The sequence below is a fragment of the Saccharothrix sp. NPDC042600 genome, assembly GCF_040647305.1.
In the GTDB taxonomy this organism is placed as follows: domain Bacteria; phylum Actinomycetota; class Actinomycetes; order Mycobacteriales; family Pseudonocardiaceae; genus Actinosynnema; species Actinosynnema mutabilis.
Genome location: NZ_JBEZBW010000001.1, coordinates 250,261 through 264,307 on the forward strand (window position 1 = coordinate 250,261; position 14,047 = coordinate 264,307).

General features: G+C 72.3%; 11 protein-coding genes. All 11 read left to right on the forward strand.

Annotated elements, in window-relative coordinates; all coding sequences use genetic code 11:
• Positions 1-54: 54 nt before the first annotated feature.
• The 11 genes from AB0A74_RS00955 to AB0A74_RS01005 all read left to right on the forward strand — a co-directional run bounded on the left by AB0A74_RS00955 (position 55) and on the right by AB0A74_RS01005 (position 14,009).
• Positions 55-549, forward strand: a complete 495-nt coding sequence (locus tag AB0A74_RS00955; RefSeq protein ID WP_358246821.1) for a hypothetical protein — start codon at positions 55-57, stop codon at positions 547-549.
• Positions 546-1,868, forward strand: a complete 1,323-nt coding sequence (locus AB0A74_RS00960; RefSeq protein WP_358246822.1) for an Ig-like domain-containing protein — start codon at positions 546-548, stop codon at positions 1,866-1,868. The genes AB0A74_RS00955 and AB0A74_RS00960 overlap by 4 nt, the downstream gene beginning before the upstream one ends.
• 179 nt (positions 1,869-2,047) lie before the next feature.
• Complete coding sequence (locus AB0A74_RS00965; protein ID WP_358246823.1) at positions 2,048-2,266, forward strand: antitoxin; 219 nt, start codon at positions 2,048-2,050, stop codon at positions 2,264-2,266.
• 175 nt (positions 2,267-2,441) lie between these two features.
• Positions 2,442-2,873, forward strand: a complete 432-nt coding sequence (locus AB0A74_RS00970) for a CBS domain-containing protein (protein ID WP_358246824.1) — start codon at positions 2,442-2,444, stop codon at positions 2,871-2,873.
• Between the two features lie 502 nt (positions 2,874-3,375).
• A complete protein-coding gene (locus AB0A74_RS00975; protein WP_358246825.1) occupies positions 3,376-4,854 on the forward strand; it encodes an NAD(P)/FAD-dependent oxidoreductase in 1,479 nt (492 codons plus the stop codon).
• Entirely contained in the window at positions 4,851-8,120 is a 3,270-nt protein-coding gene (locus tag AB0A74_RS00980; RefSeq protein WP_358246826.1) for a ferritin-like domain-containing protein, read from the forward strand. The genes AB0A74_RS00975 and AB0A74_RS00980 overlap by 4 nt, the downstream gene beginning before the upstream one ends.
• The gene (locus tag AB0A74_RS00985; RefSeq protein WP_358246827.1) at positions 8,117-9,718 is read left to right on the forward strand and encodes an FAD-dependent monooxygenase; all 1,602 of its coding nucleotides are present in this window, start codon (positions 8,117-8,119) and stop codon (positions 9,716-9,718) included. Before AB0A74_RS00980 ends, AB0A74_RS00985 begins: the two co-directional genes overlap by 4 nt.
• Positions 9,715-10,959, forward strand: a complete 1,245-nt coding sequence (locus tag AB0A74_RS00990; protein ID WP_358246828.1) for a cytochrome P450 — start codon at positions 9,715-9,717, stop codon at positions 10,957-10,959. The genes AB0A74_RS00985 and AB0A74_RS00990 overlap by 4 nt, the downstream gene beginning before the upstream one ends.
• Positions 10,956-12,149: a cytochrome P450 gene (locus AB0A74_RS00995; protein WP_358246829.1), complete on the forward strand. Its 1,194-nt coding sequence runs from the start codon at positions 10,956-10,958 to the stop codon at positions 12,147-12,149. Before AB0A74_RS00990 ends, AB0A74_RS00995 begins: the two co-directional genes overlap by 4 nt.
• Positions 12,150-12,332: 183 nt before the next feature.
• Positions 12,333-13,073, forward strand: a complete 741-nt coding sequence (locus tag AB0A74_RS01000) for a hypothetical protein (protein WP_358246830.1) — start codon at positions 12,333-12,335, stop codon at positions 13,071-13,073.
• 36 nt (positions 13,074-13,109) lie between these two features.
• Positions 13,110-14,009 carry an ATP-binding cassette domain-containing protein gene (locus tag AB0A74_RS01005; RefSeq protein WP_358246831.1) on the forward strand — a complete coding sequence of 300 codons (900 nt, stop codon included), beginning with the start codon at positions 13,110-13,112 and terminating at the stop codon, positions 14,007-14,009.
• The last annotated feature ends 38 nt before the right edge of the window (positions 14,010-14,047 follow it).

Below are 14,047 nucleotides of genomic sequence, written 5' to 3' on the forward strand. Positions count from 1 at the left end.
GATGGCGGCTGTGGGGTCGCGTGTCGGCGATGGATGACGGAGGGCCGTCGCACCATGATGAAACCATTGCTGTGGCAGGGCTTCGCCGGCGTGCTGCTGGTCGCGGCGTCGGTGTGGCCGATCCCCGACTTGGACGTGAGCCCGCCACCGGTGACACCGTCTTCGTCGACGGTCGCGGAAACGTCGGCTGTGTCCATCGTGGACACGAGCGTTGATGTGTCCACGATGGACACTGCTCCCAGTCTGTTCGTCGTTCCCTGTCCGGCGGATGCCGACGCGCGGTGCGGTGACCTGACCACCACGACCACGCCGGAGCCGACCACGCCGGAGCAGGTCGTGGTGACCGGCACCGCCGAGCGGGCGGTGGACGTGGGAGCCGGACCACCGGCGGGAACCGCCGTCGAAGCGGCCACGCTGCCGGTCACGGGAACCGCTCCGGGGTGGCTGGTGCTGCTCGGCGCCCTGCTCGCCGTCGCCGGGGCGTTGCTCGTCCTCCTGTCCCGCACCGGTCCCCGGAAGGCGGCGGCCTCCCGGAGCGTGACCCGATGAACCTCGTGTCGGTGGCCCGGACGGGCCTGGTCGCGGCTCTCGTGCTGCTCGGCTCGCCGGCCGTTCCCGCGTCCGGGATCGCGGCCGTCGACCCGGACAACCCGCCGACGACCTTCACCCAGAAGGTGACCAACCCCGACACCGGGCAGACGATCACCCTGCGGTTGTGCCGGGTGCGGTTGCGCGGCGACGGGTTCGACGTCCGCGTGCAGCAGGCGGACGGATCGTTCGCCACGTTCACGCCGAAGGGGGAGCGGGCGTACCTGGGCACCGTGGACGGGTTCCCGGACGCGGTGGCCAGCGGGTACGTCATGAGCGACGGCACGGTCCGCGCCCAGGTGGTGTTCGACCGCGGCGCGACCTGGTGGACCACCGGGGACACGGTCGCCAAGACCCGGGGCACCACACCGCCCACCGCCTACACCTGGCCGACGACGCCGACGCTCGCCGCCGGGGTGCTGGACGACAACACCGTGCTCACCGACGTCGGTCTCGATCTGAGCAGCGACTACTTCACCACGCGTGCCGGTTCCGACGTCGCGACCGCGCTCGACCTCGCCGAGTACTCGATGAACAACATCCGCGCGATCTACCTGACCGACGTCGGGGTCAAGCAGGCGTTGGGGCGGGTGGTCATCCGGTCGGCGCCGGTCAGCGACCCCTACGAGACCTCCGCGGAGCTGCTGAACGTGGTGCGGGACGAGTGGCGGACCAACCAGGCCGACGCCGGGATCGACCAGGTGCAGTTGATCACCGTCAACAAGGGCGGCGGCCTGGCCTTCGTGTCCGACTACAACCCGGAGTGGAACTCCGGCCGGTCCGACGCCGACAGCGACGGGAGCTTCGACATCGTCGCCCGCCACGAGATGGGCCACAACTGGGGCGTGTACGACAACCACGCCGGCGCCGAGCAGGAAGGGGCGACCGTGATGTCGGGCAACCAGTACGGCCGCTTCTCGGGCCCCGAGGCGCAGGCGGTCGGCACCAGTCGGGCGGCCCGCACCGCGATCCTGGTGGACGTGGGCGTCTACCGGGCCACGGCGCTCCCGCCCTACGCCGCGATGGACACGGTGGAGCCGGTGACCGGGCCGGTCACCCTGAACCCGTTGGCCAACGACCGCGACGGCAACAACGACGCGCTGACCATCACGTCGGTGCAGGCCGCGTCGGCGTTGGGTGGCCAGGTCGTGCTCAACGCCGACCAGTCGGTGACCTACACACCGCCGGCGGGTGGCCTGGGTGGCCGGGTCGACCACTTCACCTACACGGTCACCGACGCCTCCGGCCAGATCGCGACGGGCCTCGTGCTGGCCCGGTGACCCGACCGGCCGCCTCGGGCGGCGATCGGATGCAGCGGCCGGTGGTCCGGGGTTCGCTGGACCCGCCGCGCTCGCTCGCGTCATAGGGAAGGCCGTCGGCGTGTCCGTTCGTCATGGACGTGACGAGCGCCGCGCGGTGATGCGCGTGCGCGACATCCGATTCGATCAGGGAGTCCGAGATGGGATCGTTCGACGACATGCAGGCGGCGGCGAAGAAGTTGGCCGCCGACCACAAGGGCGAGGTTCGGGAGGGCATCGACAAGGCCGGGGACTTCCTGGACGAGAAGACCGGCGGCAAGTTCACCGGGCAGATCGCCCAGGCCGAGGACTTCGTCGCCGGCAAGGTCACCGGCGATGAGCCCGACGACGATGCCGGTCGGGCGCGTCGGGAGCCGTGACGGAGGGGGAGGGCGTCGGGTCGGTGGTATGTGGCCACCGACCCGACGCCGTCCCCTGGGGACGGCGGGTTCGGGAGCACCGCCGTCGGGTGACGCCGACGCCCGTCAGGAAGAGCCCGTGACCGGTGTCTGTTCGGCAGGGACATCCCCTTCGAACCGATCAAGGAGTCTGGACATGGCCAGTCTGAAGGCGCGCGACATCATGCACCGGGACGTGCGGTGCATCACCATGTACGAGACCCTGGCGAGTGCGGCCAAGTTGATGCTCAAGCTCGACGTGGGCGCACTGCCGATCTGTGACAACGGTCGGCTGGCCGGCATCATCACCGACCGCGACATCGTGCTGCGGTGCGTCGCGAAAGGCCTTGACGCGGCCAAGATGACCGCCGCCGACCTCGCCCAGGGAACGCCGAGGTGGATCGACGCCGACGCCGACGCGCGGGAGGTCGTCGACGCGATGGGGGAGCACCGGGTGAAGCGCCTGCCGGTGATCGACACCCGCCAGGGTAACCGGCTCGTGGGCATCATCAGCGAAGCCGACCTGGCCCAGCACCTCAGCGACCACCAGGTCGCCGAGTTCGTGGGGAAGGTCTTCGCCCCGCACTGACGCGCCACCGCGCCCAGCGGATGGGCCAAGCCGCGACCGTGCCGCCGGATGTTCTTCCTCCGGCGGCACGGCCTGTTTTCACCGCATTTGTGCGACCGGTCGGACAATCCCGCGCCCCGCTTCGCGCGAATGGCCACTTCGCCGCGCGGCCACCCGGCGGAAGATCGGGCGCGTGCTGCCGACGGTCCGCATTCACCCGCGTCGGTCCGACTTCTGTGAAATTCCACGGGTCGAACAAATCCGCAGCCCGCCGTGTCCCAAGCTCACGCCGTCGGTCTATTGTCTGTGAACGGCACCGGTGCGAGTATGGTTCGCGTTCGACGGGAATCGACCCGTTCGCAGGATTGCCCCGCAACGGCGGGGGAATCGCCGGACGCGTAGTCGTTCCCGCTCGACGGACACATTGACGACAAGGCCGCCCCGCCGGATTGCTCCGCAGAACTCCAGGGCGGATCGAGGTTCGGCAACCCATTTCCGCTCATGCGCCGGTGCGGACGACGACATGGACGACACCGTGAACCGTGGAGAGAGCAAGAAGGTGACCGTCATCGGCGCCGGCATATCCGGCCTGGTGGCCGCACGCGAATTGGAACGGCGTGGTCACCGCGTGGAGGTCCTGGAGGGCAGCGGGCGGATAGGCGGGCGCATCCTGACCCACCGGTTCGCGTCCGGCCCGGGTGCCCCGCTGGTCGAACTCGGCGCCATGCGGATACCCGGCGACCACCTCTACACGATGCACTGCATCACCGAACTGGGATTGGTCGACCGGCTGCGGGACTTCCGCAGCCTGTTCACCGACGGCGGCGCCTACTACGCCACCGGAGCGGGTCCCGTCCGGATCCGCGACGCGGCCGAGGCCCTCGTCGCGGATTTCCGCCGTGCCGTGCCCGGCAGGCGCTACGCGGACGGTTCGGTGTTGTTGGGCGCATGGCTGATGGCGGCGGGGCACGCGATCGCCCCGGCGTACTTCCGCGCGGATCTGCGTGCGGACCTGTGGCTGGACCTGCTCGACGCCGTCGACCGGATCGACGTGTCGCCGTTCTTCGACGACGCCGGGCGCCGGGTGGACCTGCACGCGTTCTTCGCCGCGCACCCCGAGGTCAAGATGACCGGCAACGGGCGCCTCGACCGGTTCCTCGACGACGTGCTGAGCGAGACCAGCCCCGAACTGGTCCGGCTCGAAGGCGGCATGGACCAACTGGTCCACGGCGTGCACGGGCAGGTGCGCGGCCAGGTGCGGTGTGGACAGGAGGTGGTCGGCCTGACCGTGTGCGAGCAGGGGGTGCTGCTGGACATCCGCCACGGCGACCACATCCGCACCCGCCACTGCGACTACGTGCTGTGCACGGTGCCGTTCTCCAGCCTGCGGCGCATGCGACTGGCCGGGCTCAGCGCCGCGAAGTCGGCGGTGATCCGGGACATGACCTACTGGGCGGCCACCAAAGTCGCGTTCCACTGCCGGGAACCGTTCTGGGAGCAGGACGGCATCAGCGGAGGGGCGTCGTTCTGCGGCGGGCGCGTGCAGCAGACCTACTACCTGCCGGTCGAGGGAGATCCCGCCGACGGCGCGGCCCTGCTCGCCAGTTACACGATCGGCGCGGACACCGCGGGGTTCGACGCGCTGCCGACGTCGGTCCGGCACGCGGCCGTGTTGCAGGAGTTGGGCGGGATCCACCCCGAGCTGCTCCGGCCGGGCATGGTGCTCGACGCGGTGAGCATGCCGTGGGGCCGGTACCGGTGGAGCGAGGGCGCGGCGTCCGTCCGGTGGGGACTGGACACCGCGGCGGCCGAGCGGGAGCGGAGGCTGGCGGCCGAGCCGGAAGGGCGGCTGTTCTTCGCCGGGGAGCACTGCTCGTCCACCCCGGCGTGGATCGAGGGCGCGATCGCGTCGGCGGTCCGCGCGGCGGACGAGATCGACGCCCACACGGTCCGGCGTGGCGCTCCGTGCGCCGCGCGCCGCATGGAGGGGGCGAGTCGATGAGCGTGTTCGACCTGCCGCGCCTGCACTTCGCGGGCACCGCGACGACGCGGTTGCCGACGGGCCCGAAGTCCGGTCTGGTGGACCTCGCGACGAACACGGCGCTGGCCGACTCCCGGCCGGTGGACCCGGGGAGCCCGGCGACCGACCACCACCGCTACCTCGACCGGCGTGGCCCCCGCTTCGACGCGTCCGGCCGCCTGTGCGACGAAGGGCCGTTCAGCGCGGCGAAGGGCTGGAACTTCGCCGGCAACGGGCACTTCGCGGTGAACGCCCGGATCGTCGGGGTCGAACGCGCCGCCGGCGAGCTCGACACGCAGGACACCGCGGTCGGTCGGGCCGTCGACATGTGGGGGCACTACAACCCCTACCTGGCGACCACGGCCAACCGGGCCAGGGTGTTCGACGTCGACCCGGCCTCGGACTGGACCACGACGCTGATGGTGGGGCAGTTCTGCTTCGGCCGCGTGGGTCGGTCGCACGACGACGGTTACCTGTTCTGCGGCGGCGTGGACGGCTTCCAGCCGCCTCGATGGCACCACCTGCGCTACGTCCTGGACGTCGGCGAGCACCCGTTGGCCGCGCACCTGCGGCGTTCGACGGTGCACCAGTTCGTCGTGTGCCGGCACGACAACCCGTTGTGGCGGTGGCCGTCGACGCACCCGGCGTCCCCCGCCGTCGCCGCGTTGCGCGAGGCCGCCGAGTCCGCGGACGGGGACGGCCTGGTCGTCCAGTTCGCGCTTGGCGGCATGGCGACGCCGTCGGCGCCGGACACGCCCGACCACTGGGACCTGCGGGGCACCATCGCGGTGTGGCGCGCCGACGAGCCGCGCACCTACCCCGCGGGGCGGCTGCTGAGCCCGCGTGGGCGGCCGGCGCAGGCGCACCCCTTGCACACCCTGTCGGTGGAGATCTCGCCGACCCATGCGACGTTCAACCTGGTCAACGCCGTCCCGTTGACCGGTCGGGCCCTGCGGCCCGGCCCCGGATCCACGCACGCGCCGGGGCCGGCGGTGGACATGGGCGACCTGGAGCTGCGCGGCGCGGACGGGCGGCTGGTGGCCAGGCTGCCCCGCGGGCAGTACCTGACCGTCCGGCCCAACGGCGGCGTCGTGTCGGTTCCCGTCGTGGACCCGGACGCGGCCGACCAGGCGCTGCACGTCGTCGGCGGTGTCGGGGAACGGACGGTGCTGCTGGTGGAGCGGGAGGTCAACGTCCAGTCCGACGACGCCGTCCTCATCGTGGAGCACCCGCGGTCACCGACCGACGCCGGCCACGACATCGACGTCGAGTTCCGCACCTACGTCCGCGGGCGACCCGGCCCGTGGCCGGCCGTCCACGTCGGACAGTACTTCAACGGCCGGGCGCTGCCCCTGGACCAGGTCGCCGCGTCAGGCGACGCGAAGGCGGGCGACGTGACGATCGTCGGCGTGCGGCCGGGCGGGGAGCACACCTCCGGGTTCGAGCCGGCCTGTCTCCTGCACACCGGCGAGGACGGACGCGGCGTGCTCACGCTGCGCGGCGCGCGGGCGGGCACCACCCGCGTGTTGCTGTCGGCCACCGCCCACGACGTGCCGTGCGACGGGTCCCGGCCCGGTTCGGCCGCGGTCGGCTACGACCACGACGACGCACTGGGGTTCTGGCCCGGCGCCGGGTGGTTGGCGGTGCGCGTGCTGCCCGACGACTGGCGACTGGACGGCATCGCCGACCGCGACATCACCTTCGAGGTGGTCTACCGGGAAGTCTTCGCCTACTACGAACAACTCTTTTCGTTCATGCGCGAGGAGGTGTTCAGTCTCGCGGACGGCTTCCGGGTCGCCACCTACGCACGGCTGATCTGGCAGATGTGCAATCCGGCCAACAAGTCCAAGACCTACTACATGCCGCCCACCCGCGACCTCACCGAGCCGAAGGCCCGCCTGCTCCTGGGTTTCCTGCGCCGGCAGCACGCCCCGGAGTCGCCGCCGGCCGGCGTCTCGTCGGCTGGCGTCTCGTCGGCTGGCGTCTCGTCGGCCGGGTACCGGATCGACACCCGCGGCGACCTGCTCAGCGCCCTGCACGACGCGGCGACCATCGAGTTGGCCGCGATGCTGCAGTACCTCTACGCGGCTTTCTCCCTGCCGACCTACGGTGCCGCGTGGGAGCACGTGCGCCGAGGTGAGTGGACCGGCGGGCACCTTCGGCTGGTGTGCGGCGACGGCGGGGAGACCCGGGACGGCGGCATCCGCGGGGCGCTGCTGGAGGTGGCCCGCGAGGAGATGATCCACTTCCTGGTGGTCAACAACATCATCATGGCCATCGGGGAGCCGTTCCACGTCCCGGCGCTGGACTTCGGCACGGTCAACGGGCAGTTGCCGGTCCCGCTGGAGCTGGCGTTGGAGCCGCTGGGCATCGGCAGCGTGCAGCGGTTCATCGCCCTGGAACAACCCGGCGGCGGTGGTGACGGGCCGCCGGGGGACGACCGCCGCTACGGCTCGCTGAGCGAGATGTACGCGAGCATCCGGGAGGGGTTGTGCCGCGTGCCCGACCTGTTCCTGGTCGAGAAGGGCCGGGGCGGCGGCGAGCACCACCTGTTCCTGCGCGAGTCGCTCAACGCCGTGCACCCGGACTACCAGTTGGAGGTCGACGACCTGGCCAGCGCGCTGTTCGCGATCGACGTCGTCACCGAACAGGGCGAGGGCAACGTGCTGGGCGGCGTCGAGCACGGGGAGGAGGCGCACTTCGACACGTTCCTCCGGATCTCGGACGTCCTCATGGTCGAGCACCTGTCCGCCGAGCGCCGCAGGGCGGCCCCGTGGACGCCCGCCTACCCGGTGGTGCGCAACCCGAGCCTGCGCGAGGGCAACCCCGCCACCGAGTTCGTGTCCGATCGGGACGCCCGCACGGTGCTGGAGCTGTTCAACAAGTCCTACTTCATGATGTTCCAGCTCATGGTCCAGCACTTCGGTCACCAGCCGGACAGCGCCCTGCGCCGCTCGGAGCTGATGAACCTGGCCATCGAGGTCATGACCGGTGTCCTGCGGCCCACCGCCGAACAGTTGGTGCGGATGCCGTCCGGGCGGCGGGGCCGGACCGCGGGGCCGTCGTTCGAGCTGGCCGGGGTGCCGGGGGTCATCCCGCGGCGGGACGTGGCGATGCGGTCGGTGGCGACGCGGTTCGAGCACCTGTCCGCGGGCGCCCGCCGGTCCGGGCTGCTGCCGGCGTCCGCGGTGGAGACGCTCGGGTTCCTGGCCGACCGGTTCCGGGCGCGCGGATCGAGCGGGTCATGACCGACCACCTGCTCGAAACCGAGGTGCTGATCGTCGGCGCCGGACCCGTCGGGCTGGCCCTGGCGCTGGACCTGGCCCGCCGGGGTGTGGACTTCGTGGTGCTGGAGGCGGGGGACGGCGCGGTGACCCACCCGAAGGTGAGCACGGTCGGCCCGCGGGCGATGGAGTTGTTCCGGCGGTGGGGCGTCGCCGAGCGCATCCGCCGGGCGGGCTGGCCCGGCGACCACCCGCTCGACGTCGCCTGGGTCACCCGGGTCGGGGGCCACGAGCTGTACCGCCTGGCCCGCGGGACCGCGAACAGCCGACCGCTGCCCGACCACACCCCGGAACCCGACCAGGTGTGTCCCGCGCACTGGCTCAACCCGCTGCTGCTGGACCGGGTCGGGGTGCACCCGGCCGGGCGCGTGCGCACGCTGCACCGGGTGGACGCCGTCCACCACCGCGATGGCGGTGTCGTCGCCGCGGCCACCCATTCCCGCCTGGGGACGGTGACCGTGATCGAGGCCGACCACCTCGTGGCCTGCGACGGGGCGGCGTCGCCGGTGCGCGCCATGTGCGGCATCCCCGCACCGCCCCGGCACGTGACGAGGGTGTTCCGCAACATCCTCTTCCACGCCCCGACCCTGCGCGACCAGCTCGGCCCGCGAGCGGCGATGGTCTACTTCCTGATGGCGTCGCCGTTGTTGCGCTACCCGCTGCGCGCGATCGACGGCGTGGACCTGTTCAACCTGGTCGCCGGGACCGACGACGGCGAGGACGCCGACCCGCGGTCGCTGGTGGCCGAGGCGATCGCCTTCGACACCCCGGTGGAGGTCCTCTCCGACCAACGCTGGCACCTCACCCACCGGGTGGCCGACCGGTTCCGGTGCGGCAACGTGTTCCTCGTCGGGGACGCGGCCCACACGCTGTCCCCGTCCGGCGGCCACGGCCTGAACCTCGGCGTGGCGGGCGCGGCCAACCTGGGGTGGAAGCTCGCCGCCGAGTTGGAGGGTTGGGCGGGGGAGAGCTTGTTGGACAGCTACGAGGCCGAGTGCAGGCCGGTCGCCCTGGCGACCCTGCACGAGGCCAACACCAACCTGGTGCGCGCGACGCGGCGGAGCATCCCGGATGACCTGCACGCCGACACGCTCGCGGGACGGCGGGCGCGGGCCGCGGCGCGCAGGGTGTTGGCACTCGGCGGCGCCGCCCGTGAGTTCGACTCGCCCGAGGCCCAGTTGGGGTTCCGCTACGAGTCTGGGTTGATCGTGCCCGAGGAACCACCGGCTCCCGTCGAGGGCCAGTGGCGGCCCCGCGCGACGCCGGGATCGCGGGCGCCGCACGCGTGGCTGCGCCGGGGCGTGTCGACGCTGGACCTGTTCGGGGCGGGGTTCACCCTCCTGTGCTTCCCGGGCGCGTACCAGACCGGGCCGGTCGAGCGCGCCTTCGCCCACCGCCGCGTGCCGCTGGAGGTCGTGGACTGCGCCGACCCGGCGGTGGCGCGGCTCTACGAGCGCCGCTACGTCCTGGTCCGGCCCGACGGGCACGTGGCCTGGCGCGGCGACGACGCGCCGACCCGCCCGGCGGCGCTGGCCGACGCGGTGCGCGGGGCGCGACCGTGACCGCGCGGCGACTGCCCCCGTTCGCCCCGGCGGGGTGGCCCGTCGAACGGGTGGCCGACCCCTACCCGGTGTACCGGCGCTACCGCGAGCGGGACCCGGTGCACCGGGGCGCGGGCCTGCCCGGCACGGCGACCGCGTGGTACGCCTTCCGCCACGCCGACGTGGTCCGGGTGCTCGGCGACGACGGCTTCGGCCGCAGCGCGCACGCCGTCACCCACGCCGACGGCCGCACCGTCCCACCGGTCCCGCCCGGCTACGACCGGCTCAGCCGGGTGGTGGCGAACTGGCTGGTGTTCATGGACCCGCCCAAGCACCGCCGGCTTCGGATGCTGCTCGCCCCGCGGTTCGGTCGGGACTCCGTGCGCGCGTTGCGGCCGAGAGTGGCCGCGATCGCGTTCAAGCTCGTCCGGGCCCTGCGCGAGCAACCCGTCTTCGACCTCGTGGACGCGTTCGCCGCCCCGCTGCCGCTGCTGGTCATCGCCGAAGTGCTCGGGCTGCCGGCCTCCGACGTCCCGTGGCTGCGGGGCCGCGCCGTGGCGCTCCAAGAGGCCGGGACGACGCAGGTCGGGCGGGGGGCGGACGCCTACGCGCGGGCCGACCACGCGGCCTCCCAGCTCACCGACTACTTCCTCGGTGAAGGCGCGCGCAGGCGCCGCAGCGGCGGTGACGACCTGATCGCCGTGCTCGCGCGTGGCGAGGGTCGGCTGAGCGAGGACGAGTTCACCGGCACGTGCATCCACCTGCTGACCGCGGGGCACGAGACGACCACGAACCTCATCGGCAAGTCCGTGCTGGCGCTGTTGGCCAATCCGGGGGCGCTGGGCGCGGGGCGGGCCCTGCCGGTCGGGGCGGTGGACGAGCTGATCCGGTACGACGCGCCCGTGCAGATGGTGACCCGGTGGGCCTACCGGGACACCGTGCTGGGGGAGCGCACGGTCCGCCGGGGCGACAAGGTGGTGCTGGTGCTCGGCTCCGCCAACCGCGATCCGCGGCGCTTCCGCGACCCCGACGTGCTCCGGCTCGACCGGCGTCCGGCCGGGCACTGCGGGTTCGGCATGGGCATCCACTACTGCCTGGGCGCACTTCTGGCCAAGGCCGAGGCCCAGATCGGCCTCGACGCCCTGGCGCAAGAGGGGCTGCTCACCGGGGGCTTGGCCGCCCGTCCCGTCTTCGGCGCCGACCTGGTCTTCCACGGCCCGACCCACCTCCTGCTCCGCGCCGGTCCGCGGGGTGGGGCATGACACCGCCGGTGGTCGCCCTGTCGTTGGACCTGGGTGATCGCGACCTGCTCACCGAGCTGCTGGACCTGCCGCGTCGCGGGCCGATGGTCCGCGTCCCGCACGCGGGCGGCCTGGTGTGGGTCGTGTCCGAGCCCCGCCTGGTGCGGGAGGTGCTGGCCGACCCGCGCTTCGCCAAGAACGGGCGGCACGCCCCGCCGTGGTTCGTCGACGAGAGCGGCCTGATCGGGTCCGGGGAAACCGCTCCCGGCGACATCGTCACCAGCGACGGGCCCGAGCACCGCCGGCTGCGGCGGCTGCACCTGCTGGGCTTGAGCCCCGCCCGGGTGCGGACCTGGGCCCCGACCATCGCCGCGCTGGCCGAGGACCTGCTCGACGCGTTGGCCGCGCGCGGCGAGGGCGGCGCCGCCGTCGACCTGGTCGCCGGGTTGGCCTACCCGCTGCCGCTGGCGGTCATCTGCGCCCTGCTCGGCCTGCCGCCCGCGACGCGCCCGGCCCTGCGCGCCGCCGCGGAGAAGATCTTCTACGGCGGCAGCCCCGAGGTGCGGGGGCGAGGCCGTGCGGAGCTGTACGGCACGATCGGCCGGCTGATCGACGAGCAGCCGGAGCTGATCTCCGACGGCATGATCACCGACCTGCTCGCCGTGACCGGGCACGACCCGCCGGAGGCGACCCGCACCGAGGTCAAGGCGTGGGTGCCGAGCCTGGTCCTGCCCGGCCACGAGTCCACCGCCGGGCTGATCTCGGCGACGCTGTACGAGTTGCTGGCCGTCGGGGCTCGACCCGGCGGGGGTGCAGTGGCCGCCGCGGTGGAGGAGGCGCTGCGGCTGCACCCGCCTTTCCCGTTGGCGACGTGGCGCTTCGCCGCCGAGGACATCGCCCTGGGCGCTCTGGTGGTGCCGCGCGGCACGCCCGTCCTGGTCAACCTGGCCGCGGCGAACCGCGACCACGACCGCCACCCCGACCCCCACCGGTTCCGGCCCGACCGGAGCCCGAACGACCACGTCTCGTTCGGGCTGGGAGCGCACTACTGCATCGGCGCCGGTTTGGCGCGGATGGAGGCCACGACGGCGGTGACGGCGTTCCTGCGGCGGTTCCCGCACGCCCGGCTCGCGGATCCGGACACCCCGCCGCGCCGCCAGAGCGACCTGCTCAGCCACCGGATCACCGATCTCCCCGTCGTGCTCGCCTGAGCGAGACCGGATCGGCGCGGATTCGCTCTGGTGCTGCCGGTGCGGTGCTCGCGAGTCGTCTGGTTCGGCGTAATAGCGCGGGCGGTTGGTGTGTCGGTCTGTCGAAGCGGTCCCGATCGGGGACGCGGGATGAGGACGGACGGTCGAGCGGCGTGGCGTCGACGGCCCTGAGCGTTCCGGAAGGTGAGGTGGACCGTGATAGCGCTCATCGGCGTTGAACGGATCAAGCTGTTCTCCACTCGTTCGCCCTGGTGGTGCGTCGGTGCGGCCATCGTCCTGCCGATCGTCGTCGCCGTGGTCACGACAGTCGGTTCGGGTGACAGCCCCGTCACGCTGGATTCGATCCTGGCGGGAGGCTCACTCGGCCTCTACACGCTGCTGGTGATGGCCATGCTGGCGATCACCACCGAGTACCGCTTCAACACGATCAAGCTGACGTTCCAGGCGGCCCCGGACCGCGTGTCACCGTTGCTGGCCAAGGCCGCGGTGGTCGCCGGGGTGGCGTGCCTGGCGGGCTGGGCGGCGTCGTTCGGCTCGGTGGGCGTCAGCAAGCTGCTCGCCGAGAACGGGTCCCGGTTGGTCATCACGTCGGGCTCCGGTCTGCGCGCGGTGCTCGGCTTGGGGTTGATCTGCGCGGCGAGCGCCGTTCTCGCACTGGGCATCGGAGGGTTGATCCGCCACACGGCGGGCGCGTTGACGCTGATACTGGTGTTCGGGCTGGTGGTGGAGCCGTTGGTCAGGCTCATCCCCAAGGTCGGCGAGGACGTCTACGAGTGGATGCCGTTCGTCTCGGCCTTCCGGCTCCCGGTCGAGCACCCTCCCACCGACGTGCCGTCGCCCTGGGCCTCGTTCGCCTACCTCTCGGCGATCGCCGTCGCCGTCTTCGCGCTCTCGCTCGTGGTCATCAAACGACGCGACGCGTAGCCACCCGTTCAACCGCCATCGAGTCGGGAGCACCCCATGATCGAGGTCGTCGAAGTCACCAAGCGCTACGGCTCCACCGTCGCGGTGAACAACCTGTCGTTCAGCGTGATGCCCGGCCGCGTCACCGGGTTCCTCGGCCCCAACGGCGCGGGCAAGTCCACCACCATGCGGATGATGCTCGCCCTGGACCGCCCCACCAGCGGGCACGTGCTGATCGACGGCAAACCCTACGCGGCGCTGCACCGCCCGCTGAAGACGGTCGGGGCGGCGTTGGACGCCAAGTGGGTCCACCCCAACCGCAGCGCTCGCGCCCACCTGTTGTGGATGGCCCGCTCCAACGGCATCTCCGCCGGCCGCGTGGCCAAGGTCCTGGACCTCGTGGGCCTGGAAGGGGTGGCGAACAAGCGGGTCGGCACCTTCTCCCTGGGCATGTCCCAGCGGCTGGGCATCGCCGGCGCGCTGCTGGGCGACCCGGAGATCCTGATGTTCGACGAGCCGGTCAACGGGTTGGACCCCGAGGGCATCCAGTGGATCCGGCAGTTCATGCACCGGCTGGCCGGCGAGGGGCGGACGGTGTTCGTGTCGTCGCACCTGCTCGCGGAGATGGCGTTGACCGCCGAGGACCTGGTGGTCATCGGCAAGGGCAAGCTGATCGCCCAGACCAGCACCGAGCGGTTCATCAAGGACGCGACCGAGGACACCGTCCGCGTGACCTCACCGGAGATCGACCGGCTGCGGGCCGTGCTCGCCCGTCACGCCCGGGTCGACTCGGTCGGCGGCGCGCTCGTCGTGCACGGCCTGGACCCCCAGCGCATCGGCGAGCTGGCGGTGATCGAAGGCATCACGCTGTCCGAACTGGCGTCCCAGCGCGGTTCCCTGGAGGAAGCCTTCATCAGGTTGACGAAGGACGCCGTGGAGTACGACGCGCACATGTGAGGTCATGAACGTGGTGAAGGCCAGTCCACTGTGGACTG